This window comes from Nocardia callitridis, from assembly GCF_039543305.1.
Taxonomy (GTDB): domain Bacteria; phylum Actinomycetota; class Actinomycetes; order Mycobacteriales; family Mycobacteriaceae; genus Nocardia; species Nocardia callitridis.
The window spans coordinates 202,613-227,510 of the sequence record NZ_BAABJM010000004.1; the positions used below are offsets into that span (position 1 = coordinate 202,613).

The 24,898-nt window shown below is 66.7% G+C and carries 19 protein-coding genes; 8 read left to right on the forward strand and 11 right to left on the reverse strand.

Annotated features, from left to right (window positions below):
- Nucleotides 1–62: 62 nt before the first annotated feature.
- The 8 genes from ABEA50_RS21280 to ABEA50_RS21315 form a co-directional block, all read right to left on the reverse strand.
- Nucleotides 63–3,281 carry an ATP-binding protein gene (locus ABEA50_RS21280; protein ID WP_345497352.1) on the reverse strand — a complete coding sequence of 1,073 codons (3,219 nt, stop codon included), beginning with the start codon at nt 3,279–3,281 and terminating at the stop codon, nt 63–65.
- Nucleotides 3,278–3,901 (reverse strand): hypothetical protein, encoded by a 624-nt coding sequence (locus ABEA50_RS21285; RefSeq protein WP_345497353.1) that lies wholly within the window; start codon nt 3,899–3,901, stop codon nt 3,278–3,280. Before ABEA50_RS21285 ends, ABEA50_RS21280 begins: the two co-directional genes overlap by 4 nt.
- A 22-nt stretch (nt 3,902–3,923) precedes the next feature.
- On the reverse strand, nt 3,924–5,000 hold the full coding sequence (locus ABEA50_RS21290; protein WP_345497354.1) for a hypothetical protein: 1,077 nt from the start codon (nt 4,998–5,000) through the stop codon (nt 3,924–3,926).
- A 5-nt stretch (nt 5,001–5,005) separates the two neighbouring features.
- Entirely contained in the window at nt 5,006–5,521 is a 516-nt protein-coding gene (locus ABEA50_RS21295) for a DUF4365 domain-containing protein (protein WP_345497355.1), read from the reverse strand.
- Between the two features lie 221 nt (nt 5,522–5,742).
- Nucleotides 5,743–7,044, reverse strand: coding sequence for an MFS transporter (locus tag ABEA50_RS21300; protein WP_345497356.1), 1,302 nt, complete (start codon nt 7,042–7,044; stop codon nt 5,743–5,745).
- Between the two features lie 27 nt (nt 7,045–7,071).
- Nucleotides 7,072–8,286, reverse strand: coding sequence for a CaiB/BaiF CoA transferase family protein (locus ABEA50_RS21305; protein WP_345497357.1), 1,215 nt, complete (start codon nt 8,284–8,286; stop codon nt 7,072–7,074).
- Complete coding sequence (locus ABEA50_RS21310; RefSeq protein ID WP_345497358.1) at nt 8,283–9,767, reverse strand: dihydroorotase; 1,485 nt, start codon at nt 9,765–9,767, stop codon at nt 8,283–8,285. The genes ABEA50_RS21305 and ABEA50_RS21310 overlap by 4 nt, the downstream gene beginning before the upstream one ends.
- A 43-nt stretch (nt 9,768–9,810) precedes the next feature.
- Nucleotides 9,811–11,178, reverse strand: coding sequence for an FAD-dependent oxidoreductase (locus ABEA50_RS21315; RefSeq protein WP_345497359.1), 1,368 nt, complete (start codon nt 11,176–11,178; stop codon nt 9,811–9,813).
- A gap of 239 nt (nt 11,179–11,417) precedes the next feature.
- On the opposite strand from ABEA50_RS21315, the gene ABEA50_RS21320 reads away from it, so the two are divergent.
- The 6 genes from ABEA50_RS21320 (at nt 11,418) to ABEA50_RS21345 (ending at nt 18,198) form a co-directional block, all read left to right on the forward strand.
- Complete coding sequence (locus ABEA50_RS21320; protein WP_345497360.1) at nt 11,418–12,227, forward strand: IclR family transcriptional regulator; 810 nt, start codon at nt 11,418–11,420, stop codon at nt 12,225–12,227.
- Nucleotides 12,224–13,066: an HpcH/HpaI aldolase/citrate lyase family protein gene (locus ABEA50_RS21325; protein WP_345497361.1), complete on the forward strand. Its 843-nt coding sequence runs from the start codon at nt 12,224–12,226 to the stop codon at nt 13,064–13,066. The genes ABEA50_RS21320 and ABEA50_RS21325 overlap by 4 nt, the downstream gene beginning before the upstream one ends.
- The gene (locus tag ABEA50_RS21330) at nt 13,063–13,902 is read left to right on the forward strand and encodes a cyclase family protein (protein ID WP_345497362.1); all 840 of its coding nucleotides are present in this window, start codon (nt 13,063–13,065) and stop codon (nt 13,900–13,902) included. Before ABEA50_RS21325 ends, ABEA50_RS21330 begins: the two co-directional genes overlap by 4 nt.
- Entirely contained in the window at nt 13,899–15,323 is a 1,425-nt protein-coding gene (locus ABEA50_RS21335; RefSeq protein WP_345497363.1) for an MmgE/PrpD family protein, read from the forward strand. The genes ABEA50_RS21330 and ABEA50_RS21335 overlap by 4 nt, the downstream gene beginning before the upstream one ends.
- Nucleotides 15,324–15,532: 209 nt before the next feature.
- Nucleotides 15,533–17,485 (forward strand): aconitate hydratase, encoded by a 1,953-nt coding sequence (locus ABEA50_RS21340; protein WP_345497364.1) that lies wholly within the window; start codon nt 15,533–15,535, stop codon nt 17,483–17,485.
- A gap of 80 nt (nt 17,486–17,565) precedes the next feature.
- On the forward strand, nt 17,566–18,198 hold the full coding sequence (locus ABEA50_RS21345; protein WP_345497365.1) for an endonuclease: 633 nt from the start codon (nt 17,566–17,568) through the stop codon (nt 18,196–18,198).
- A gap of 13 nt (nt 18,199–18,211) precedes the next feature.
- Here the strand turns inward: ABEA50_RS21345 and ABEA50_RS21350 are convergent, their stop codons facing one another.
- From ABEA50_RS21350 to ABEA50_RS21360, 3 genes are read right to left on the reverse strand one after another with little or no spacing between them, the layout of a single operon-like run.
- Nucleotides 18,212–19,576, reverse strand: coding sequence for a condensation domain-containing protein (locus ABEA50_RS21350; RefSeq protein ID WP_345497366.1), 1,365 nt, complete (start codon nt 19,574–19,576; stop codon nt 18,212–18,214).
- Nucleotides 19,557–21,017 (reverse strand): condensation domain-containing protein, encoded by a 1,461-nt coding sequence (locus tag ABEA50_RS21355; protein WP_345497367.1) that lies wholly within the window; start codon nt 21,015–21,017, stop codon nt 19,557–19,559. Before ABEA50_RS21355 ends, ABEA50_RS21350 begins: the two co-directional genes overlap by 20 nt.
- 6 nt (nt 21,018–21,023) lie before the next feature.
- Nucleotides 21,024–22,478, reverse strand: coding sequence for a condensation domain-containing protein (locus ABEA50_RS21360; RefSeq protein WP_345497705.1), 1,455 nt, complete (start codon nt 22,476–22,478; stop codon nt 21,024–21,026).
- Between the two features lie 443 nt (nt 22,479–22,921).
- On the opposite strand from ABEA50_RS21360, the gene ABEA50_RS21365 reads away from it, so the two are divergent.
- Together ABEA50_RS21365 and ABEA50_RS21370 are read left to right on the forward strand one after the other, a co-directional pair.
- Nucleotides 22,922–23,890: an ATP-binding cassette domain-containing protein gene (locus ABEA50_RS21365; protein WP_345497368.1), complete on the forward strand. Its 969-nt coding sequence runs from the start codon at nt 22,922–22,924 to the stop codon at nt 23,888–23,890.
- Nucleotides 23,887–24,729 carry an ABC transporter permease gene (locus ABEA50_RS21370; protein WP_345497369.1) on the forward strand — a complete coding sequence of 281 codons (843 nt, stop codon included), beginning with the start codon at nt 23,887–23,889 and terminating at the stop codon, nt 24,727–24,729. Before ABEA50_RS21365 ends, ABEA50_RS21370 begins: the two co-directional genes overlap by 4 nt.
- Nucleotides 24,730–24,898 lie beyond the last annotated feature (169 nt).

Here is a 24,898-nt window from a genome sequence, read left to right on the forward strand (position 1 = left end):
TCGCGCCGCGTACTTCCTGGCCCCGATCGCTGTAGGTGATGCCGAGGTGTGGGCAAAACGCCTTACCGCGGACCGTTCCTGGCGCGGAGGAGGACTTCGTCCTCGGTGAGTGCGCTGGCGGGGTGATGGCTCAAACACATGGGGACGACGAGCTTGCCGAAAGACATTCCTTCCGTCGCGCCGTAGAACCTTCCGGCACGCAGTCGCGAGATATCGTCGACCGCACCGCCTTTGGCGCGTGCGAGTTCCTTGGCGGCCTGAATCTGCACCGAAGCGTTCAACAGGCCGAAGAACTGGGTCGCCGAATTGCCGGTGACCGCGTTGTGCAACGCTTTCGGGGCCTGTGTGGCATAGACCAGGCCCAGGCCGTACTTGCGTGCCTGCGCGGCGAGTTTGAGCGTGCTTTCAGTGGAAGCTGTCGTGCCGCGAGTCGGAACGAAGGTCTGCGCCTCGTCGAGGACCAGTAGTCCGCCGAGCGGTCGGTCGCCAGCCGGGTGGCGTTTGATCCACGCGAACAATGCCAGTTGCAGCTGATTGACGAATGTCTGCCGCTGTTCGTCGGTCGGCAAGCCGATGCAGCTGATAACCGAAACACGTGCCCGTTTCCCGACAGCGGGTGTGAGCAGCATGCCTGGGTCGAGGTGGTGGCCCGCTCCGCCGAAGATCGGATCGTTGATCATCGCCGCCTTGAGTTCCTCCGCCATGCTCGCGGCGGAGCGTGCGGCATCGTTCATCGTGCTCACGCCCTCGGGCAGGTTGCTGAGCATGGCGATGAACGCACTGAGGTCGGCGCCGCCGCGTTCGGCGAAATGCCGCATCGCCTCGGTCAGCACGGCTTTGCCGGTGGGCAGCCGTCGCGGGGTCAGCCCGGCTCGCGCCACCAGGCCCGCGACCGATGCGTCGATGGCCGTACGGAATTCGTCGATGTCCTCGCGTACGCCACTGAAGTCAGGGAGCGGGTTCAGTGCGAGTGGGCGGCCCGCTTCTCGCCGCGGTGTCCAAACGACCACGTCTGTGTCCCTGCGATAGCGCTCGGCCAACGTGGGATCGTCTCTTCCCCATCCCGCGGGCGGCTCGGGCCATCGATCGCCGAGGCGGGCGAGGTCGTTGTTGGTGTCGATCAGGATGGAGGAAACCCCGTGAAGTGCCGCCTCCTCGACCAAACGGCGCAGCAGCACCGTCTTGCCAGACCCGCTACCGGCGAAAACCGCGGTGTGTTTGCGCAAGAGCAGCAACGGAACTCGGAATTCGCGACCGGTTTCGACGTAGCGGCCGAGGAAGACCGATGGTTCGCTGTCCGGTGCCGGATCCGTTGGCAGGCTCGGCGGCTCTGCGGTGCCTTCGGTGGCTCGAGCGGCCCGCTCGTCGTCGCGTCCGTCCACCACCGGCCGGGCGCCCTCGGTGTCGTTGCCAAGCGCCTCGGGTGTCGAATCAGCCACGGGAGCGACAGGCGTGGAGGCTGCACCGCTGGTAGCGGTTTCTTCGTGCGCGTCCTCGATACCGTCGAAGATCTTGCTGAACAGTTGCGAGGTGCTCGCCGGGCGCCGCGCGACCAGCCACGGGATGAGTGCCGAATTCGGTGTCGCGAACATGGCTTTCAACGCAGTGAACGTGCGCAGGTCGTCATCGGAGATCGGAAGTGCGAGCCCGTTGGCCGCCTCGAATTCGGCCAGTTTGGTGGTGGTGACCCGGCCGGGGGAGAACGGAGTGTTGCGCAACACCACCAGATGTCGCTTCGATGTCCCCGCTTGCAGCCCGGCTTCGAGTGTCGCTGACTTCAGTCGGTTCAGTACCGCGTTCGGGTGCGGGTGGGCGATCGCGCGGAAACTCCAGTGCTCCTCGTCTTCGGTGGCCTCCACGATCGTCCTGCGCAGTCGCGCGTGCAGTGCCGTGTTGATGACCGAGGCGGGATCGATCTGCCACTTCGGGCGGTCCTCGGTGCGTTCCAGGATGAAACCGTGCAGCGCGGCGTCCAACAGCGCCGACATCTGGCTGTCCTCCTGTTTCGGATCGAGTGGGCCGATCACGTCGGCGTCCGCTCGTAGGCGAGCGAACCTCGCGTCGACGGCGGTGAGATCGACCGAGGCGACTGTCTGATTGACGGACGAAAGCGATTCGGGGACAACGCCGAAGCGCTCGAGCTCGGCGACGACGTCGCTGTCGAGGCAGCGCCGCACATGCCCCTCCACCTGCTGGAGCAGCCGACGAGGGGTATAGGCCGAGACCTCGGCACCGTCGAATGCGCCGGGAAGGACCGGCCATGTCGGGTACGGCGGAGTGAATCCGATCTCACCGAACAATTCCCCGAGGTGTCGTTCGATGATCGCCGACGCCACTGCCGCGCCGGGCATTTCGGTGGACAGTTCGAGCACGGTGAAACGATCCGCGGTGGAATTCACGGCTCTGGTCGCGATGAGTTCCCACGATTTCGGAATGCACGCGGCGACGATAATGGTTCGGACGGTGTCCTCACGCATCCGAATCAGGCCGTCCGCCAGTCGATTCGCGAGCAGGTCGGGGTTGTTCGACTGCCCGGACTGCGCGATCACGGTGTCGATTTGGTCGACCGCGAGGACAACGGGGCCGACGAGCGCGAACAGGCGCGTCAGGTCGTTGAAGACCAATTGTGGTGCGCGGTCGCGGTCCCGGAAGCCCCACTTCTGTGCGGACTCGGCGTCGATACCGTCGTCCAACATCAGGAAGCTGTGTCCGGTCTCCCGAAATTTCTTGGACTGGAAGAGTACGAGTGCCCGCAATGTGTCCTGGCACTGCATGCCGACCTGCACGTCCAGATCCTGTATGCGGTCGAGGAATTCGTCGAGATCGTGCCGGCTCACCTCGATGGTGCCGCGCAGTCGCATCCGCGACTCTGGGCCGGACCCGGTGAGTTCGGCCAGCTTGCCGAGCATCCGCCCCAGCGGCCCGCCATCCTGACCGAGCAACCGGTTGACGATGCCGTGCACCGCGCCCGCCCAGAAGGACTCGCCGTCGATGAGCTTGGGCATGAAGAACGCCCCGCCCGCCTCCTCGACGTGTTGACGCAACCAGCCGAGCATGTGCGTCTTGCCTACGCCGTGCTCGCCGCTGAGGACCAAGCCGACCGGAGTGCTTTCGGGCCTATTCGTGGCACCGCGTACGGCGCGGGTGATCGCTTCCGTTGCGCGCGGATGCAGGCCGTCGACGTGGTAGCCCAGTGGGCTCCAGATCTGATTGGCGGCCAGCGCGCTACTGAACTGGATCGAGGTCAGTGCGTAGTGTTGCTCTTCGTCGATCCGGCTCACCGCGGCGCCTCTATCGTCAGCAGGTGTCTCGGTGTCCCGCCCAGCACGATCGCGGCGTCCCGATCCTGTTCGGTCAAAGTCTTCTGGTCCGCTTCGGCGCGCACATGGACATCCGTGCGACGCGCCAAAAGTTCTATGCCCCTGTCGAATTCGCTTTTCGGCAGGTCGTCGAGGTGCTCGCGGAGCACGGCCAAGCGGATCGGTACGGCCTTCTTCCGTGACAGTCGCGCATATGCGTTTTCCACCTCTCGGGCCACATCGGGTTGGAAGACATCGGCGAGCGCGTTACCCGAATCCGCGAGGTGGCGGTGTAAGCCGCCGAGGACCGCGTACAACGCGCCGCCCGCTCCGCCGGAGCGCAGTGGTCGCTCGTGCACGAGTTCCCGCGCACACCACACGGTTCCGCGATCGGTGAGTTCGTGCACGAATGCTCGGCCGACCTTCGTGCTGGCGACCAGATCGAGCTCGTTGAGGCGGCGGCGGTGTTCGCCGTCGAGTGTGATGCCCGCGAGCGCGTGTAACTCGGCATTGGTGAGTTCGCGTGCCTCGGCCATCAGTACGAGAAGCACATAGCGCTCGGTCGCGGACAGGTGAACGTCGGGTGTCCGTGCTTCGGACATGCATGTCCCCATTTCTTTGCGGTCAGGTCGCTGGTCGATCGATGACGGTGAAGCCGGTGGGTGCGGCGGTGATGCCGCGTGCTCGTCCGAAGCGAGTCACCGGCCCTTCCACCCGCACGGTGTGACCGTCCCGATGTGCGGCCAATGCGTCCTGGTAGTCGTCGCGGTTTCGGAGTAGCACCGGCACCTGACGTCGCGTGCCCGAGGCGACGTCGTCGGCGGTGAGTGTGCCTCGCACCTTGATCTGCCATCTGACGCCCGTTTCGTCATCGGCGAGGCTGGTGACCGGGCCTTCGATTACCCCGAATTCCTGCTGGTCGGCTCGCGATCGGGATTCTTGGCGTTTCGGTGCGGCGTTACGTGTCGCCGCGCTGATTCGCTCGGCTGCCCGGAGCGGGAATGTCAGTGCTTCGCGAGCTCGCGGCGCGTGTCGAGACCAGCGGAAGTCGAGCACGAACGGGGTGGGGTGTTCCGGCCCGGCGAGGTCGGCCATGGCCGACCACACCGCGTCGGGGAACTCCTCGTCCGGGAGTTCGGTGAACGTGGTTGTCTGCGTTGCTGCCCGCAGGATCCTCGTCGAATGGTCGAGTACGCGAATCACGACCTTGCGTCCCAGCGGATTCAGTTCGCCCGCTTCGAAAGGGAAAGCGAATTCCAGCCCGAACGTGTCGTCGAGCAGAGCCATTCGCGTGTCCGCCATGAGGTGCCGAATTGTTTCCTGTTTGTGGTGCGCGGCGTAGACATCGTCGTCGGCCACGACTTCACGTGCCGCGACGTTGAGCAACGCCCATGCCGCTTGGACGGTGCTGACACCGGTCGGTAGCGATACGGACTCGTGCTGCTGTGCGCGGTAGGAGATGACATCGGCTGTGGCCGTGGTCATGTCGCGCAATACCGCGGTCGGCGAACGCCCCTCCGCGTCCGCGACGCAGCGCGCCAGTTCCCGCAAACGGGTCATTTTGTCGGGGACCTGGTCGGTGGGTGGCACGAGGACGTCGAATTCGTGCCAGCTCCACACCTCCGCCGAGCGCCACCGGTCGGTGACCTCCCACCCGTTGGCTCGTAGATAGCCGATGACGTCGTCCACCGCGGGCGTCATGGGTGCTACCGGGTGTACGTCGGGGCGGCGCTGTCCGCGACGAGCGCATGCAGGCTGGTCGCGGTGAGGACGTTGCTGATCGGAATCTTCACGCGGATCTGTTGGCGAGTGTCGTCGGGCGACAACGGCACCCGGTCGGACAGCGACAAGTAGTACCCGAGGTGGCGCAGCAGCAGCCCCTCCGTACGCAGGTCGGCGTAGCGTTTGGCGACCGGCGGAACGTGAACGACGAACAGGTAGCGCGGGACGACGTAGTCGGTTCCCGCGAGCTTGTCGAACTGCTTATGGCTGAGGCCGTCGAAATTGAGCACGCCGTGTCGGAAGTCCAGTCGGGAAACAGTTTTCACCTGGACATCGATTCGCGGCGAGAAGCCGGAGGGTGTGCGCCCCGGTAGTTTGAGGCACAGGTCGACCCCGTCCAGGTCCACATCGTCGTTGCCCCACATCAGCCCTGCGGCCGAGGCGAGTACCCGGACGTAGTCGGCGCCGAACTTGCCCTGGTGGTTTCGCGCGTCGAGCACCGATCCCCCTTCGAACGGGTGTCATCGCTCAGGGATGACCAGAACACTCTATCCGCCGTGTGGGTGGCATTCGGTGTTTCTCCGTGAATCGGTTCTCCGCGCGTGCTTCTGCCCCGCCTATGAGAGTTGCTGAGCGGCAGTTTGTTTCGGAGTGTCTTGAAATGCGAGCCCCGATGTGAGCGCCCCGGTGAGTGCGGCTCGACCGATCGCCCTCGCGCCGATCACTCCGTCGCGGCGAGTTTCCCTCCGCCGGTCGAGTCGTGCTCGTGGTCGCAATCGCGGCGGGGTTCCTCGGCGAACAGCAGCAGGGCGAGGGAGCCGACGAGGCAGAGGGTGGCCATGACCAGGAAACCGCCGTCGTAGGTGCCGGTGCGGGCGACGATGAAGCCCATGACCGAGGGGGCGATGATTCCGGCGAGGGCGAAGCAGGCGTCGGCGAAACCGGCTGCCGTGCCGGGTTGGGTGGGTGCCGCGTCGATGGAGGCGACCCACCAGATGCCGCCGGTGACGAAGCCGAAGCCGACGCCCGCCGAGATGCAGATCAGTGCGGTCGTGAGATTGGCTGGGAGGAAGAGGATCGGGGTGATGGAGGCGCCCGCGAGCAATAACGCGATACCGATGATGACGAAGCGGGAGCGGATGCTTTGGGTGCGTTTGTATACCCGGTCGACGATGATGCCGCCCGCGAGCGCACCGACCACGCCCGCGGCCCACGGTGCCACCGAGAAACCGCCGACCGCCTTGATCGACAGGTCGAATTCGTGTTCCAGGTACTGCGGCAACCAATACATGAAGGCCCAGAACATGAATCCCCAGGAGAAGTAGCCGAGGCCGACCAGCCAGAGATTGCGATTGCGCAGGATCGCACCCCAGTCGACCGCCGACTCGTGGCCGCTGTCCTCGCCGTCGGTTTGTCCCGCCCTGATCTCCCGCAACTCCGCCGCCGAGACGAACGACGCCTCGGCCGGGGAATTCTTCAGGAAGGGCAGCGCGATGAGTAGCCAGACGACCCCGGCGAGCGAAAGCACCCAGAACATGCCCTGCCAGCTGGTCAGCGCGATCAATTGGGTGAGGATGGGGCCGCCGATGAGCAGGCTGCCCGATACCGCGACCCCGCCGATGAGCGCGAGCGCCTTGCCTCGTTCGTGCGCGGGTAACCAGCGGCTGGCGATCCTGGTCGCGGCGGGGAAGCATGGCGCCTCACCGGCGCCGAGCAGAATGCGCAACAGGATCAAGCCGATGAATCCGCCCGCGAAGGGCGTCAACGCGGTGGCCGCTGCCCAGATGACCATGCCAACCATGAGCACGCGCCTGGCGCCGTAACGGTCGACCAGCGGGCCCGAGAGCAGGGCGAACAGCATGTAGCCGATCGAGAACGCGGAACTGATGACGCCGTATCGGCCGGGGGAGATGTCGAACTGCTCGCGCAGATCACCGGCGGCGAACGAGATGGCGCTGCGGTCGATGTAATTCACCACCACCAGCCCCAGAATGAGGGCGATGGTCAACCAACGCGATTTCATGGCGAGCTCCTCGAATAACCGTGCGGGTCAGATGACGCCGCGCACGCGCAGGCTGTCGATGTCCTCGGGACTGTGTCCGAGGCGGGTGAGAATGGTGTCGGTGTCGGCGCCGGGTGGACGTCCGGTGTGCCGGATCGAGCCCGGCGTATTCGGCATGCGCCACAACACGTTCTGCATACGGATCGGGCCGAGGTCGTCGTCCTCGACGGTGGTGATCATGTCGGTCTCCACCACTTGGGGGTCGGTGAGTAGATCACTCGGCCGATAGACCGGGGCGACGGCGGCACCCGCGGCTTGGAAGATCTCGGTGACCTCGGCGCGAGTTCGTTCGGCGATCCAGTCACCGACGTAGCGGTCGAGCAGGTCGGCGTGCTGTGCGCGTTGGCGGCCGGTGGCGAACCACGGCTCGTCGAGCACTTCCGGGTGCCCGACGAGCCGCATGACACGTTCGGCGATCGCGTGTGCGCTCGTCGAAATGGCTACCCACTGATCGTCCTTGGTGCGGTAGAGGTTTCGCGGCGCGTTGCTCTGTGAGCGGTTGCCTGTCCGTTCCTGGTCGATGCCGAGTTGGTCGGCGTAGAGCACGCCTGGACCGACCGCCGTCATGATCGGGGTGAGCAGGTCGAGGTCGATCGATTGTCCTGTGCCGCCGTGGCGTTCGCGGTCGAGCAGTGCCATGGAGATCGCGGACGAGCCAGCGATACCCGCGATGGAGTCGGCGAGCCCGAAGGCGGGCAGCGTGGGCGGTCCGTCGGGTTGCCCGGTGAGATAGGCGAATCCGCTCATCGATTCGACCAGGGTGCCGAAGGCGGGTCGTTCGGCGTAGGGGCCGTGTTGTCCGAATCCGGTGACGCGCAGCATGATCAGTCCGGGATTGGGGGCGGCGAGTTCGTCGTAACTCAGGCCCCAGCGCTCGAAGGTCCCCGGTCGAAAGTTTTCGATCACCACGTCCGCTTCGGCGGCGAGGTCGCGGAAAATGGCCTGCCCGTCCTCGGTGCTCAGGTTGAGCGTGATCGTCTGCTTGTTGCGGGCCACCATCTTCCACCACAGCGGCACGCCCGCCTTGTCGAGTCCGTGTCCGCGCATCCCGTCCAGGGTGACCGGGTGTTCGATCTTGATGACCTCGGCGCCGAAATCCCCGAGAATCTGTGCGGTGAGTGGTCCGGCGAGAATGGTGGAGGCGTCGACCACCTTGATGCCGCGCAGCGGACCGGTCGGGAGAGATTCGTTCGGTTCACTCACTGCGCGTCTCCCCGGTACGGCCTGGCCAGGTAGCGTCCGGTCGGTTCGCCGAGGATCGCGCCATCGGACCAGACGCGCTGGCCACGCACGAAGGTGTCGGTGACCGCGGCGGTCAATTCGAATCCTTCGAAAGGTGTGTATTCCTGGGTGGATTCGGAGTCCTGCGCGCGAACGGTCCAGGTGCGGTCCGGGTCGACGATCGCGAGGTCGGCGTCGAGGCCGACGGCGATCCTGCCCTTGCCGGGCAGCCCGTAGCGGTCGGCGGGGTTGGTGGCCGTCAGCTCCGCGATGCGGCGCAGCGACAATCCGCGCTTGCGACCTTCGGTGATCAGGCCGGGCAACAGGTATTCGGTGCCGCCGAAACCGGACTTCGCGGCGAAGACGTCGGTGCGGTCCTCGCCGAACTTCACCTCGTCCTTGCAGCACGCGTGATCGGAGACCACCCAGTCGATATTGCCAGCGAGCAGGTGCTCCCACAGTGCTTCGACGTCCTCGCGCGGACGGATCGGCGGATTCACCTTGGCGCCGAGGCCGCCTGCGGTGTCGATATCGGCGAGCAGATGTCCGATGGTCACCTCGCGGCGGAAGTTCACGGCGGGGAAGGCCTCGGCCATGGTCATCGCGGCCCGCAGTGCCTTCGCCGAACTCAGGTGCAGCAGATTGATATTCGGTAATCCCGTTTCGTCGGCGAGGTAGGAGGCGATGGTGACCGCGAGTCCCTCCGAGTGCTGCGGGCGCGACGCGCTGTAGGCGGCGAGACCGCTCAGCTTGCCCTCTTGTTCGACGAGTGCGGTGTAGGCGCTCATGATCTCGGCGGTTTCGCAGTGCAGCGACAGGGAGATGTAGGGCGCGAGATCGGGGTGCTCTTCGCGCGCCCGCTGGATACCGCGCATCACGAATTCGAAGTGCGCGATGTCGTAGCGCTCGTCTTCGGGGATCATCAGGAAGTCGCTCTGCGAGGTGGAGCGGCCGTGCAGACCGTGGCTGCCGTAGAACATGAAGATCTTGAACGAGGTCACGCCCTGCCGCGCCGCGAGGTCGCCGATCTCGCCGATGTGTTGCCTGGACATCGGCGCGAGGTGAAAGGCGTAGTCCACGTAGCTGTTCGACTCGGCGGCGGCGAGCACCTCGGGGAAGAAATCGGCGTAGGGGCCACCCTTGTTGAGGTAGTACTGCCCGGTGCGCATGTAGGTGAGCGCGGTGGTGACGCCGCCCTGGGCGCTTGCCCTGGACTCGGTGCGGGAGTCCTGCGCGAGCGGGTTGTAGATGCCCCAGTGCTGGTGGGCGTCCACCACGCCGGGGAAGACGAGTTTTCCTGTGCCGTCGATGATTTCGGTGTTGTCGGTGTTCTCGACGCTGAGTTGCGCACCCAGTGCCGCGATCTTGCCGTCGACGATCAGGATGTCCTCGACCACGCCCGCCGCGTCGGCATCGGTGTCTGTGCGCACCACGGTGGCGTTCTTGATCAGGTACGTAGTCATTACTCTCTCCTGGCGGATATCCGGATCTGTGTTGTCGTTGGGGTCAGGCCGAGTGCGTGCGGCCGACGTGTTCTGCCGCGAGGTAAGCGAGCCCGAGTGCGGCGATCAGTCCGTTTCCCGCGAGGTAGCCGCTCGCTCCGTGACCGGAAACGCCGGTGGCCGCGCCGCCTGAGGCGTACAGGCCGGGGATCGGTGCGCCCTCGGCGAGAACGCGTGCGTGTTCGTCCACGGCGAGGCCGCCCTGGGTGTGGAACAGCGCGGGGGTGATCGCGATGGCGACATAGGGTGCGGCGAGCGGGTGCCGTTCGTCGGTGCGGCCCTGCCGGTCCGGCTCCTGGCCCAGTGCGGAGCGGCGAGCGGCGTCGAGTTCGTTCTCGAGGGCGTTCGCGGGAAGATCGAGACGCGCGGCGAGGTCCTCGGCGGTGTCGGCGCGGACAAGAGAGCCGTCGTCGGAGACCGCGCGGAAGTCGTCGAAGGCCATGCACAAGTTTTCGATGTGCTGGTCGACGACGATCCAGCCCTTCGCTTCCGGTTGCGCGGCCAGGATCGCCGCGAATTCGGAGTAACCGCCGGATTCGGCGGCGAAGCGGGTGCCTTCGACATTGACGATGATTCCGCCGTGCAGGACGGTGGCCCACCCGACGAGCGTGCGACTGCGCGCCGACAGTGCGGCGTGGCCTTGATAGGCGTCGAGGTATCCGACATCGGCACCGAGTTCGGCGCCGATGCGCAGCGCGTCGCCCCTGCTGAATCGACCGCCGTGATATTCCGCCTCCGCGATCTCGGGAATCCAGCGTCGCACCAGGTTCGGGTCGGCACCGAAACCGTTGGTGGCCAACAGCACCGACGAGGTCGACACCTTTTCGCGGTTTCCGTCCGGGGTGGCGATGTCGACCCCGGAGACCGCGCCGTCGGTGGTGTGTACCGACTCGAGACTCATCGGTGCGATGACCTCGATCGCCGGGTGGTCGTGTGCGCGCCGCACGAGGTGGCGCAGCAGACGCGAGCCGTGGCGTCCCGTGATGGTGTGGCAGCGGTCGGCGCTGTGGCCCGGGTAGCGGAAGTCCGTGACGAGTTCGAGGTCCAAGGCTTGTTCGTCGGCCAACCAGGTGACCAGGGGAGCGCTCGCCCGCGCGAGTGCGCGGGCAAGCGTTCGGTCCGCCGTGCCCTCGGTCTTGTGCTCGATATCGGCCACGAAGCGTTCCACGCTGTCGTCGACGCCCGCGTCGTGCTGCCATCGTGTCCCGGCCGCGGGGATCATCGCCGTGCACATCGAGGTGTTGTTGCCGCGCGTGAAGTGCTCGTCGGCGTCGACGACCAGCACGGTCGCGCCGAGTTCAGCGGCACGCAGTGCGGCAACGAGGCCGCCGCCGGCACCCGCGACGACGAGGTCGAAGTCAGCGCCGTCCATGATTCCTCCTAATTGTTCCGCTGAACGGAACGCCACAGTGTGGTTCTAAGCACTATGCACTTCTTGCCATCTGTGCACAAGTGCTCCTAGGGGATTTTATGCCGAGCGGGCCAGCTGGAACGCGAACACTCGGGGCTGGACATTCGTTTCTCTCAGCGGTACAACTTGTCGAGAGGGTTTGCGGCGCACCGAGCCCGCGAGCCGAAGAAAAGCACCGAACCCGAGAAACGGAGCCATCGATGGAGTCCTCCGGCGCAGGCACGACCTCGGCCGCGCGGGCGGCGGAAGTGCTGCTCGAATTCGGCCGACGCTCGAGCGCGCTCGGCGTCTCGGAGATCGCCCGCACCACCGGCATGTCCAAGGCGGTGGTGCACCGCATCCTCACCACGTTCGTCGAATGCGGTCTGCTGCTCTACGAACCCGCGACCCGGCGCTACCTGCTCGGCCCCGCCGCCGCGACCCTCGGTGCCCGCGCCCTCGACGTCTCGCCCTTGCGCAGGGTGGCCCGCGAAGCACTGATCGAATTGCAGCGCGCCACCGGTGAGACGGCGACGGTGTCGGGTCGATTGCCCGGCGGGCGCGTCTATCTCGACCAGGTCGAGAGCACCAAGGAAATCAAGATGACCGTCGAACTGGGCCGACGCTTCGAGCTGCACAGTGGCTCGTCGGGTCGCGTCATCCTGGCGCACCTGTCCGACGACGAGCAGGAGGACCTGCTGTCGCGGCCGCTGGCTCGCCTCACCGAGAACACCATGGTCGACCCGGAATCGCTGCGAACGGCCCTGCGCGACGCTCGCGAACGCGGAGTGTGCCGGTCGACCGGCGAGCGCCAAGAGGGCGCGGGATCGATCGCCGCACCGGTTTTCGGCGCCGACGGTGCGGTGATCGGTGCGGTGTCGGTCTGCGGTCCCGGCTACCGGATGACCGAGGACGCCTGCGAACGGCACGAAGAAGCACTCGTGGCGGCGGCGCGTCGAGTCTCGCGTGCCCTCGGCTACCGTGGCCAGGACGCGGCGGCCGTGAATATCGTTGCCGCGGAGCGCGTATGACCCCGCGCAGCTGGCTCTATGTGCCGGGCCACCGCGTCGACCGCATCGGTAGGGCGCTCGAGAGTTCCGCCGACGCCGTCGTGATCGATCTAGAAGACGCGGTGCCGGTCGGCGCGAAAGAACTCGCCTTGACCAATGCGTTGGCGGCATTGGATCTGGCATCCGAGGATCGCGCGATCTGGTTGCGACTCAACGCCATCGGCTCACCGTGGTTGGACGAGGAGCTCGGCGAACTGGCCTCGGCCGTGCGCAAGCCCTCGGGTGTGCGGTTGCCGAAAGCCGAAAGTCCTCGATCGGTGTCGGCCAGTGTCGACCGGATCGATTGTCCGGTCCATGTCATGGTCGAATCCGCGACGGCGCTGTTGGATGCGCGTGAGATCGTGCGCTGTCATCCGCGTGTCACCGGAATCGCCCTCGGTGAAGCGGATCTCGCCGCCGATCTGCGCACGGAATCCGACGGACTGGAGTGGGCGCGCGGGTGGATTGTGGCCGTCGCGCGTGCCGAGGGGCTGGCCTCGCCGGTGCAGAGCGTGTGGACCGACGTCGAAGATATCGCGGGCCTGGCGCATTCGTCGCGGGCCGCTCGTGCGCGGGGTTTCTTCGGCCGGTCGGTCATCCATCCGAAGCAGATCGAGATCGTCAACGAGGCGTATACGCCTTCGCCCTCGGAGTTACGCACGGCCCAGCGGGTCGTGGAGCGCGCGGCGGCGGCAGCGGCGGCGGGCGAATCCGCTGTCCTCGACGAGGACGGGCGCTTCATCGACCCCGCCGTCGTGGCGAATGCCCGCATCGTGCTCGAACGTTCAAGTGTCACAGCAGAACCAGGAGTGCAAGCATGACCGACGACGCCCTTGCCACCGGACAGGACGCACTGTTGCGCGCCGTGGTGGCGACCGACACCGAGACCATCGAACTCGGACACCCGCACACGACCGGGATGCCGTGCTCGCCCAACCACCCCGGCTTCCGGATGACCCTGATTCGCCGCCACGGTGACATGGTGCGCCCCGACGGCGGATCGGCGTCCAACGAGATCATCGTGACCGGTGGTCACGTTGGCACACATGTGGACGCGCTCTCCCACGTCAGTCACGAGGGCAAGCTGCACGGCGGAATCGACGCCCAGCAGGCACAACTCGGCGGACGGTTCACCCAGTTGGGGGCGGAGACGATTCCGTTTCTGCTACGTCGCGGCATTCTGCTGGATGTGGCGCGGGTGCACGGCGTCGAGGCGCTCGACGCCGGTCGCGGGGTCACCGAGGCGGATCTACGCGCGGCCGCCGACGCCGCCGGGGTCACGCCGCGGCGCGGCGACGTCGTGCTCATTCGGACCGGCTGGGCCCGGCATTTCGGCGATCCACAGCACTACCTCGGTCAGAGCGACGGTGTTCCCGGCGCCGATGTCGGCGCGGCCCGATGGTTGGCCGAGGCGGGCATCGTCGCGGCGGGCGCCGACACCACGGCGTTCGAACAGATTCCGGCGGGCCAGGGCCACAGTGTGCTGCCCGTGCACCGGGTTCTGCTCGTGGAGAACGGGATTCATATCATCGAACACCTGAACCTGGAAACGGCGAGCGAACGTGGCCTCACCGAGTTCACGTTCGTGATGGCCCCGTTGCGGATCACCGGCGGGACCGGTTCGCCGGTGCGTCCGGTCGCGGTGGTCGCCGCATGAGCCCGGCCCGACACGACACCGACGGCACCGTCGTCGGTCGTCTCGCCGCGCTGGCCGATCACACCCGTGGGGTCGGTCTGGCCGACGAGTTACGCAAGGATGTCGCCCGTCGTGTCCTCGATCTGCTCGGCAATAGCGTTGCCGCACAAGGACAACCGTCCGCGCACGCGGTGACCGCGGTGGCCCGTGACTGGGCGGGTGCGCCAAGGGCAACCGGTATCGGCGCCGGTGCGCGCTTCCCCGCGGCGACCGCCGCGCTGGTGAACGGCACCCTCGCGCACTCGATGGACTCCGACGACACGCACCTGCCGTCGGTGCTGCACCCGTCGGCGTCGGTGCTACCCGCCGCGCTCGCGGTCGGGGAGGCGACCGGCGCGTCGGGGGCCGCGGTGCTGGACGCCGCGGGCGTCGGGATCGAAATCACGGTGCGCCTCGGCATGGGTGGCTACGACGAGGAACTCGGCAACTCCGAGTTCTTCGAGCGTGGTCTGCACGCCACCTCGATCTGCGGCGCGGTCGGGTCCGCCGCCGCGGCCGCGATGCTCTATGGCCTCGATGTCGACGGCATCGCCGACGCCATGGGCATCGCGGCGAGTTTCGGCGCGGGATTGTTGGAGGCCAACCGAACCGGCGGCACCGTGAAGCGCGCGCACTGCGGCTGGGCGGCGCACTCGGGCGTGACCTCGGCGGAGTTCGCCAAGCACGGGCTGACCGGGCCGCCGACGGTGATCGAGGGCAGATTCGGTTTCCTGCACGCGTTCTGCGGTGATCGCGGCGATGTGGACCAGGTTCTCGACCGGCTCGGCGAGCACTGGGAACTGCCGGGAATCTTCTTCAAGCCCTACCCGTGCAACCACTTCACGCACGCGGGGATCGACGCCGCGCGCGCATTGGTGAGCGAGGGGCTGGACCCCGCCGAGATCGTGGCGATCGAGTTGGGCGTGCCGAAGCCGGTGTTACGCACCATCGCCGAGCCTTCGGCCGCCAAGGCGGCCCCGGAGTCCGGGTATCACGCCGCGTTCTCCGGCCCGTTCACCGTCGCACGCGCGCTGCTTGGCGGTTCGGGACTCGGTGTCGGCCACGCCGACTTCACCGACGCCGCCGCCCGCGATCCCCGCACGCTCGCCCTGGCGTCGCTGGTCACCAGCCACGGTGACGACCGCTGTGATCAGCTGTACCCGCACCAGTTCCCCGCGGTGCTGCGAGTGCGCACGCGCGACGGACGCGCACACGAAGCGCGAGTCGACCACAATCGCGGCGGCCCGGCGAATCCCCTGTCCGACAAGGAACTCATCCAGAAGTTCGATCTCAATATCGCCGGACGACTCGCCCCGGAGGTGGCGCGCGCCGTCGCCGACTCGGCGCTCGCGTTGCCTTCCGCCCCGACACTCGATGACCTGATGTCGCGCGTGCGGGGCTGAGCGTTCATCACGGCTGCGTTGGCGTGGCGTTCATGACAGGGGCCGCATTTCTCGGGTGATGGCGGTCGATCAGGATGTGTCCGACGGTGTCGAGGTGCGCGATGCTGCCGCGGCGGGCCTCACCCGCGCGTGTTGTTTCAAGTCCTCGAGCGCGGGTAGCACGCCTCGAACGCAATCCTGTTGTTCGGGAGCTGATCGAAAGGACCTTCATGGAGTCCGTCGCGCAAAAGCTGATTCGGTCACACCTGGTGTCGGGGGAGATGACGCCGGGGGCGGAAATCGGGCTGCGCATCGACCAGACCTTGACCCAGGACGCGACCGGAACCCTGGTCATGCAGGAATTGGAGGCGTTGGGCCTTGACCGGGTGCGCACCGAACTGAGCGCGCAGTACGTCGACCACAATCTGTTGCAGACCGACGAGAAGAACGCCGAGGACCACGAGTTCCTGCTGTCGGGTAGCCGCAGATACGGGCTGTGGTTCTCCAAGCCGGGCAACGGGGTGTCGCACCCGACGCACATGCAGCGCTTCGGCAGGCCCGGTGCGAGCATGGTCGGCTCGGATTCGCACACGCCAGCGGCGGGGTCGCTGGGCATGCTCGCGATCGGGGTCGGTGGGCTGGAGGTCGCGCTCGCGATCGCCGGTGAACCGTTGTATTTGCGCATGCCGCAGATCTGGGGCGTGGAACTGGTCGGTGAGCTACCCGCGTGGTGTTCGGCCAAGGATGTGATCCTCGAACTGCTGCGTCGGCACGGGGTGAAGGGTGGCCTGAACCGAATCCTCGAATTCCACGGGCCGGGGCTGGACACATTGACCGCGATGGATCGGCACGTGATCGCGAACATGGGTGCCGAGCTCGGCGCCACCACCACCGTGTTTCCCGCCGACAACGCGGTGCGCGAATTCCTGCGCTCGGAAGACCGCCCGTACGACTACATCGAACTGCTCGCCGACCCCGGCGCGACCTACGACATCGACGAACAGATCGACCTCGCGACGATCGAACCGTTGATCGCGAAACCATCCTCACCGGGAGACGTGGTGACCGTGCGGGAAGTGGCGGGCGAACCGGTGGCGCAGGTGGTGGTCGGCTCGTCGGCCAACCCCGGTCTGCGTGACTTCGCGATCGTCGCGGCCATGCTCACCGGTCGCCAGACCTCGCCCGAGGTGAGCGTCGACATCAATCCGACCTCGCGCGAGATCCTGGAGGACCTCACCAGGATGGGTGCCACCTTCGAACTGATCCGCTCGGGCGCGCGCATCCATCAGTCCGGGTGCATGGGCTGCATCGGCATGGGGCAGGCGCCCGCGGTGGGTCGCAACTCGCTGCGCACCATGCCGCGCAACTTCCCCGGGCGCTCCGGCACCGACGAGGATTCGGTCTGGTTGTGTTCCCCGGAGACCGCGGCGGCCGCGGCGCTGACCGGCACGATCATCGATCCCCGCGATCTCGCCGAACAGCTCGGGCTCGACCTTCCGGTCCTCGACCTGCCCGCGCACGCGTCGGTGAACACGGCCATGCTGGTGGCGCCGCTGCCGAAAGACGAAGCGGCGCAGGTGGCATTGGTGAAGGGGCCCAATGTTTCCGGGCTGCCGGACTTCGCGCCGTTGGCGGACACGCTCGAGGCACCGGTGTTGCTGGTGGTCGGCGATAATATCTCCACCGACGACATCTCACCCGCGGGTGCGCGGGCGTTGCCGTTCCGGTCGAACATCCCGAAATTGGCCGAATTCACCTTCACCCGCGTCGACGAGACCTACCCTGCGCGCGCCGCCGAACACCGCGCCGACACCGGCCACCTGATCGTCGGCGGCGAGAACTACGGACAGGGCTCCTCCCGCGAACACGCGGCGATCGCGCCACGGTATTTGGGCCTTCGCGCGGTCATCGCCAAGTCGTTCGCGCGAATCCATTGGCAGAACCTCGCCAATTTCGGCATCCTCGCCCTCGAATTCGTCGACCCCGAGGACTACAACGGGATCGAGCGTGACGACGTGCTGCGGATGGACGGACTGCGGGCGGCGGTGGCCAGCGGCTCGGAACTCGCTGTGCGCAACGTGACCAAGGAGACGAAAATCGCTGTGCGCCATACTCTTTCCGATCGGCAGGTGCGCGCTGTATTGGCAGGTGGCGTGATCCCCATGCTGGCCGCGCAACGCTGAGCGGCAGCGGCAGCGGCGCGGCCATGGCGCGCGAGCGTAGCCGCGTGCGTACATCGCGCACGGTCGGGTAGTACGCGCGCATGACGAACAAGGACACGGCAACGCGATTACTGGACAAGGCGGGGAAAACCTTCGCGCTGGACGCGGGGATCACGCTCGCCGACAAACCCGCACCGCTGTATCGGCTGCTGGTGCTCTCGACACTGTTGTCGACGCGCGTGCGCGCGGAGATCGCCGTCGACGCCGCACGTGAGTTGTCGCGTGCGGGGATGCGGACGCCCAAGGCGATGGCCGAGGCGAGTTGGCAAGCCCGTGTCGACGCCCTTGGTCGAGCGCACTACCGCCGCTACGACGAGCAGACCGCGACCGCGCTCGGCAAGGGCGCCGAGCAGCTGCTCGAACGCTACGGCGGCGACCTGCGCCGATTGCGCGACGAGTCGAGCTCGCGCGAGCAACTGCGTCGAGCGCTGGCCGAGTTTCCTCGACTCGGTCCGGTCGGCGCCGACATCTTCCTGCGCGAGGTGCAGCAGGTGTGGCCGGAGTATCGACCGGCATTGGACAAGAAGGTGCTGCAGGGCGCCGAGAAACTCGGTCTCCCGCAGAACGCCAACCGCCTCGCGCGCTTGGTCGATGACGACGAATTGGCCAGGCTGGCTGCGGCCTTGGTGCGCGTCGCGCTGCGCCCGAGTCTCGCCGCGGGCGTCGCGTCCTGACTCGAACGTCCGCTCACGCCAGGAGCGTGAGACCGCGGCGCGCGGCGCCCGTGACACCGTGGCTCGCGGCGCCGAAGCGCAGCAGCGTGTGCTGAAACTCGTCGAGAAACCCGGCGATGACCGAATGCGCTTCGGCGGTATCGGGATAACGGCTGCGCAACGCGAGACCGTCGGCGGTGCGCGACAACCAGAACTGCGCGTCGTCGGCCGCGCTCACATTCGAAATATGTTGTGCGCGCACGGCGTGGTGATGTGTGGCGCCGGGCAGTCGCCGGTAGTCGATGTAGGACATCATGAAGATGTCGTCGCGCACCAGGTCCAGCCCGCCGAGCGCGGCCACGACGTGTTCCAACGGTAGGGTGCCGAGTTCGATTCCGGCACGCACGCCGCGTCCGGTGCGCCGGATGGCCGTGGCCGGGTCGGCGTCGGTATCGACCTCGATGGGCGCGTCGCTGGTGAACCAGCCGACCGCATGGCGCCACGCGTCGTGATGACGGGTGTGCATGGGGAACAACACCCGCGTCCGGTCGCCACCGCCGAGCGACCGGACACTTTCGGCCATGGCGGCCAGGCATCCCGCGAAGACCCCGGAACCCTGACCACGGCAGAGTGTTTCGAATCGCTCGACCGCGGCGGCGTCCAGCACCTGGCGTAGATCGCTGGCCTGTGGCGCTTTCGTACCCGGCGCGAGGCCGAGATCGAGCGGGAACGTCGGCGGCGACGCCCTCGTGCCGAAGAATCGGTGCCATTCGTGCAGCCGTTGGTCGTCGAGCGTGGGCGCCACGGCGGCCTGCTCGGCGCAGAAGTCGACGAAATCGCCGGTCTTCGGCAAGGTTTCGCTACGGAAGCCCTGATAGAGCCTGCGCATGTCCTCGATGACGATCGCGATCGAGTAACTGTCGACGTGCGCGTGATCGAATCCGCAGATGATCGTCGAGCGTTCGGGGCGGTCGATCGCGCCGAGGAGGTATGCGGGAAACCCGAAGGGCCGACAACGCTCGGTGAACGCCTGCCGGAGCAGATCCCGCAGCTGCGTGGCGGTGTCGGCGCGCACGCCGTCCTGTCGGCGCAATCGTGGCGTCGGATACCGCCGCCGGGACGGCCCGCGCACGGTGGAGACGAAGGAACTGCGCAAGCTGCCGTGCCGGTCGATCAGGCCGCGGTAAGCCAGCTCCAGCGCCGCGTGATCGATGGCGCCCTCGACTTCGAAAGACCCTGCGAGCCAAGTGCTTCCACGCTCGGCCGAGGCGAGATGCACCCGTTGATTGAACGAGGGTGCTACCGGGGACGGTACCGACTCGGTGGCGGCGGACTCCGGTGCCCACCACACGAACGTGCCCGGCTCGGGCAGATAGTGGTCAATGGTGGTGACTCGCACCGGCCACCTCCTTGTCGGCACCGGCGCGGATGCGGTAATCACCGTCGCGGGCAATGCTGTCGAAGACCGCACGCAGGTGCGCGTGGTAGGTCGCGAGGTTTCGCCGCGCGAGCGGGGTGTCCGGACTCTGACACCCCACATAGAGGTGGCGTTCGTCGCGGTTGAACCACATCGACGCGTTCGCGGTCGAGCCCTCGCCGGTGCACAGCACGGCGCGCTCGTAGGCCGGTGTGCCCGCGCCGGGGAAGCGACGGAAATCGATGTAGGACAGCATATTCGGGCTCGCGGTCACCGCATCGATGTGCGCGCCGGAGGCGAGCAGCGCGGCGATCACCGATTGCACCGGCACGGCACCCAACCGCATGGCGCGTTGGTAACCCGCGTGCGCGTGCGCGAGCAGTTCGGTGAAAGACGCCGAGGTGTGTACCGGGAAGCTCACCGGAGCGAACTGGCAGAACCAGCCCTGCGACACCAGGAAATCGCCGAGGTCGCGGGTGCTCAGGACGGTCATCCCGTAGTACTCGTCGCGACCGCCGACCTCGTAATCGGTGATCGCCACCGCCGCGAGAACGCCCGCCACGTAGCGTGCGCCGTTGCTCTTGCATACCGCGTCGAACGCGCGGGTGCCCACGTGGTCGAGCAGATCGAATTCGATGGCGCGCATCGGCGCGGTGGCACCCGGTGCGAGTCCGAGGTCCATCGGGAACGACGGCATGGCACTCCCGTGTCGACCGAACAGGTCGAGCCATTCGCCGATCTCGGGACTGTCCTGGCGCACACTCGCGGCCAACGCGTGTTCGATCTCGGTGTAATCGGTGAAGCTGCCGCACTCCATGGCGGTGTACGGGCCGATCGGCGTGCCGAAGGCTTCCTCGGCGTAGAACTCCAGGATCTCCGAGAGCACCAGCGCTTGCGAAGCACCGTCGCTCAGCGCGTGATCACAGCCGTAGTAGAGGGTGAAGCCACCGGGACGGGTTACGGCGCCGAACGCGAACCCCGGCCACGAGGTGGCGATCGCCTCGCGGGCGAAGCGTGCGAGCACATACTCGAGAAAATGGGTGTGACCGGCGCTTTCGCCGACGAACCTTGCTTCGAACTCGACCGATTCCTGTGCGATCAGCTTCCTGGACACCGCCGGGGTCGCGGTGTCGAACCAGCTGCGCAGTCCGCCGTGGCGACATACGAAGCGGCGCAGTGCGCGTGTCATGGCCGGGACGTCCAGCTCTCCGTCCACCTCGGTGCCGACCGCGAGATACGCGTGATGTGGTTGGCCAGCAGCCGCTTTCGCGGCGACACCACGAATGTGGTTGTCCTGGAGGAACGATGCCTTACCGCCGGTGGCCGGTGCTGCGGCGGCAGCGGCCGTGGATTTCGCGGTGGCGTGCCATTCCAACAAGGTCCCCGCCGCCGTCTGCCATTCGGCCAACGCGGTGATGATCATCGCCGCTCACCTGCTTTCCAAGACGGAGCTCGATCGGCTCGGTGTCGGCTCGGTGGTCGCCGCCGAGGACAGTTGTGCGCTAAAGGTATTGATGAAGCGGTGCACATTCGCGGCGGCGACCTCGTTGCTCGGAAACCGCGCGGAGATCGCCATCCCGGCGGGGGAGCGGGCGATCCAGAAGTACACCTCGTCGTCGGAGCGTTCGCCACTGCGCAGCGGGCGCACATTCCATCCCTGCCATTCGGCCGCGTCCGGCACATGTCGCACGTCCAGGTAGGACACGACGAACTTCGGTGTGGACGCGTTGGCGAGCAAACGTGCGACCCGGGGATACGGGTAGCGGGCCAGCGATTTGGCCGCGCGGACCGCGGTGGCGGTGTGCGTCAGCCGGTCGTGCAGGTCTTCGTCGGCGCTGAGGTCGATCTCGATCGGCACGATGCCGACATACCAGCCCATCGCGTGCACGTGTGCCGCGTCGTGGCGGGTGTGCATGGGCATGGCGAAGCGCAGCGGTTCGGCCTCGTCGGTGAGTATCGCGTTGGTCGCGGCGAGGGTGGCGAGTGCCGCGGTGTGGATGCTGTGGCCGAGGTCGCGGCAGCGGCGCTCGAGCACGTCGGTCTCCTCGGCGCTCAACACCCAGCTCGACAGTCCACTCTGGTGCAGATCGGTGTGGTCTCGGGCCTCGGGTCGCGGGTTTCGTGGCGTGACGCTCAGGGGGAACAGGGGAAAGCCGCCTCCGCAGCGGTTCAGATAGTGCCGCCAGGTGGACACCACCGGGTGGTCGAGATGTAATTGCTCGCCGAGTCCTCGGTCGACGACGGCGTAATCGAGGTAGCTACCCACCGTCGGCAGTTCGGGTGCGTCACCGAGCGTGACACTGCGATAGATGCGCTGAATCTCACTGACCGCCAACAGCATCGAGTACGCGTCGAGCACGGAGTGGTCGGCGCCGAAGATCAACAGAAACGCCTCGTCCGCCCGCGTGAGATCGGTATCGCTGACAGTGGCGACCAAGCAGTGCGGCCAGTGCATCGGGGTGAGGTTCGTGCCGAAAAAGTCGCAGATGTGTTGGTGCACCCGCATTTTGCTGTGGATCGGGCCGATCGTTGTGCTCTCGATCGTGATGTCCTCGGCGGGGCAGGTGTAGCGGGTGATCACGAGGTCGCCGTGGTCGTCCACGGCGGCACCGGCGGTAGTGCGAAAGGACTCGTGGCGTGCCGTCCATCGCGTGAGCGTGGTGCGCAGTGCCTGCTCGTCGAAGCGCAGCGGAACCTCGAAGACGGCGCCGATCCAGGAGTTCTCGGTGTCGGGTGTGGTCGGGTCCGTGCGCTCGCAATGATCTTGATGGTTATAACTCAGCGGACGATCGTCGAATTGCCATGCGGCGCTGTGGGCGACGGGCACCCATTCGGTGACGGTTCCCGCGGGAAGCGGGTAGTCGGCGAGTTCTGTGAATTCCATTGACACGGCCCCAAGCATGTTGCTGAACGTAAGCTGACATCGGAGTTAATCCGGAAAAAGTGGGTGGTTTTGCCGCACGCAACGCTGCGCCCCGAGAGTTTGTGCCCGCCGAACGGGACAAAATTCAGCGTAAGGCCAGCGTGTGTATTCTTCGCGGCGGGAAGGGGTGTCATTGATCACTTGTCATGTGCATAACAAATAACAGCAGATGGGACGCTATTTATTGAAATGGGTTCCTGGTAGTACGTCTCCGCGGCATTAGGGTTCCGTAAACGGCATGTTGCGTGAGTATTCGGTGGTGTAAGAATGACTTTCGGTTGTTCTGTAGCGGTTGCAGGTCGACGTTGCGAAACATATGCTGCGCACTACATCAGCTACGCAATCGAATTGTTTGCCGTGGCCTTCGCGAGAAACTTGCCACACCTACCGATGAGGAGGTGTCGATGGCCGAGAACGATTTTCCGGCGATCGAAACCGAGGGTCTGACCAAATCTTTCGGCGCGTTTCGTGCCGTCGACGGCGTAGACCTCACCGTCCCCTCGGGGACGGTGTGCGCGGTGCTCGGGCCCAACGGCGCGGGCAAGACCACCACCGTGCGCATGATCGCGACCCTGCTGCGGCCGGACCGAGGTGCCGCGCGGGTCTTCGGCTACGACGTCGTGCGCGAGGCGACCGCCGTGCGTTCCCTGATCGGACTCACCGGCCAATACGCGTCGGTGGACGAAGGGCTCACCGCGCGCGAGAACCTGACCATCTTCGGTAGGCTGCTCGACCTTTCCGGGCGCGTGGCCGCCGCGCGGGCCGAGGAACTCCTCGCGGAATTCGGGTTGGCGGAGGCCGCGGGTCGTTCGGTGCGGCACTTCTCCGGTGGTATGCGCCGCAGGCTCGACCTCGCGGCCAGCCTCATCGCCCGCCCGCCCCTGCTGTTTCTCGATGAGCCCACCACCGGCCTCGACCCGCGCACGCGCGCGCAAATGTGGGGCACCGTCCGGGAATTGGTGCGCGCGGGCACCACGGTGCTGCTGACGACGCAGTACCTGGACGAGGCCGACGAACTCGCCGACCGCATCGTCGTCATCGATCACGGGCGGCTCGTCGCCGACGGTACCGCCGACGACCTCAAGGCCACCATCGGCGCCACCGCGCTGACGCTGCGGGTTCTCGACGCCGATATCGCGGTCGCCATCGAGATCGTCCGCGACTACCTGCCCCCTGGGTCGGCGGTGACGGCCGAGAACGGCAAGATCGCCGCGGCGTCGGTACCGATGACGGTGCTGCCGGAATTGTTGGCCGCGTTGCGCACAGCGGCCGTGGAGGTGCGCGAGGTCAATGTGGCGCAACCGAGCTTGGACGAGGTGTTCTTCGCGATTACCGGGCGCCCGGAATCGGTAGCGGCAGCGGGGGCGGCATGACAAGCACAGTGGGTGTGGCGAGCACGGTAGGTGTGGCGAGCACGGGAGCGCGCACGCCGCCGGTGGCCAGTACGCGCGTCACGCTACGACGGTCGCTGTCTCACGCCACCACGATGGCGCTGCGCGGGTTGCTCGAGATCAAGCACAATCCGCAGGAACTGTTCGACGTGATCGCGCTGCCCGTGGTGTTCGCCGTGATGTTCTCCAGCATCTTCGGCGGCGCGATCGCGGGCAGCGTCGGCGACTATCTGCCGACGCTGATTCCCGGTGTGCTCGTACAGGTCGCGGTCGCGGCGTCGGTGCGCACCGGGGTGAAACTCCGCGAGGACATGAACAAGGGCGTGTTCGACCGGTTCCGCTCGTTACCCATCGCCAGGATCGCGCCGCTGGCGGGATCGCTGCTGGCGGATATGGTCCGCTACGCGGTGGCCACGACCATGACGGTGCTGGTCGGGCTGGTGCTGGGGTATCGGCCCGAGAGTGTGGTCGGCGTCGCGGCGGCGTGTCTGTTGGTGATCGTCGTCGCGTTCGCGTTGAGTTGGATCTTCGCGCTGATGGGCGTGTTGATGGACAAACCCTCGACGGTGCAGGGCATTTCGATGTTGGTGCTGATGCCGTTGACGTTCGTGTCCAACGCGCTGGTCCCGGTCGCGACGATGCCCGGCTGGATGCAGGCCTTCGCCCGGGTGAACCCGGTCTCACACCTGGTCTCGGCCGTGCGGGAGATGGCCAACGATGGCCACTTCGGTGCCCAGATCGCGACGGCACTGCTCGGTGCGCTCATCGTCATCGCGGTGATGGCGCCCTTGACGGTGCGGGTGTACATGCGTCGCGCTTGATTGGGGCGGCTGGTGGTGCCCGCAGCGGCCGACACCGCGACGGCGAGGGTTTCGACTGTGTGGCAACCGTGCGGTGACGGCGCTCTTCGGGCAGTTCGATCGTTGCGACGGCGGTTCTCGGAGTCTGCCGCGGCGCAACGTAATCCGTGCCGCCGACCGCGTGCTCGGT

What these genes read in the sequence shown, in the direction of transcription:
- ABEA50_RS21285 (WP_345497353.1), bottom strand. Translation starts at nt 3,901, where the DNA reads ATGTCCGAAGCACGGACACCCGACGTTCACCTGTCCGCGACCGAGCGC.
- ABEA50_RS21290 (WP_345497354.1), bottom strand. Translation starts at nt 5,000, where the DNA reads ATGACGCCCGCGGTGGACGACGTCATCGGCTATCTACGAGCCAACGGG.
- ABEA50_RS21300 (WP_345497356.1), bottom strand. Translation starts at nt 7,044, where the DNA reads ATGAAATCGCGTTGGTTGACCATCGCCCTCATTCTGGGGCTGGTGGTG.
- ABEA50_RS21310 (WP_345497358.1), bottom strand. Translation starts at nt 9,767, where the DNA reads ATGACTACGTACCTGATCAAGAACGCCACCGTGGTGCGCACAGACACC.
- ABEA50_RS21315 (WP_345497359.1), bottom strand. Translation starts at nt 11,178, where the DNA reads ATGGACGGCGCTGACTTCGACCTCGTCGTCGCGGGTGCCGGCGGCGGC.
- ABEA50_RS21320 (WP_345497360.1), top strand. Translation starts at nt 11,418, where the DNA reads ATGGAGTCCTCCGGCGCAGGCACGACCTCGGCCGCGCGGGCGGCGGAA.
- ABEA50_RS21325 (WP_345497361.1), top strand. Translation starts at nt 12,224, where the DNA reads ATGACCCCGCGCAGCTGGCTCTATGTGCCGGGCCACCGCGTCGACCGC.
- ABEA50_RS21330 (WP_345497362.1), top strand. Translation starts at nt 13,063, where the DNA reads ATGACCGACGACGCCCTTGCCACCGGACAGGACGCACTGTTGCGCGCC.
- ABEA50_RS21335 (WP_345497363.1), top strand. Translation starts at nt 13,899, where the DNA reads ATGAGCCCGGCCCGACACGACACCGACGGCACCGTCGTCGGTCGTCTC.
- ABEA50_RS21340 (WP_345497364.1), top strand. Translation starts at nt 15,533, where the DNA reads ATGGAGTCCGTCGCGCAAAAGCTGATTCGGTCACACCTGGTGTCGGGG.
- ABEA50_RS21345 (WP_345497365.1), top strand. Translation starts at nt 17,566, where the DNA reads ATGACGAACAAGGACACGGCAACGCGATTACTGGACAAGGCGGGGAAA.
- ABEA50_RS21355 (WP_345497367.1), bottom strand. Translation starts at nt 21,017, where the DNA reads ATGATCATCACCGCGTTGGCCGAATGGCAGACGGCGGCGGGGACCTTG.
- ABEA50_RS21360 (WP_345497705.1), bottom strand. Translation starts at nt 22,478, where the DNA reads ATGGAATTCACAGAACTCGCCGACTACCCGCTTCCCGCGGGAACCGTC.
- ABEA50_RS21365 (WP_345497368.1), top strand. Translation starts at nt 22,922, where the DNA reads ATGGCCGAGAACGATTTTCCGGCGATCGAAACCGAGGGTCTGACCAAA.
- ABEA50_RS21370 (WP_345497369.1), top strand. Translation starts at nt 23,887, where the DNA reads ATGACAAGCACAGTGGGTGTGGCGAGCACGGTAGGTGTGGCGAGCACG.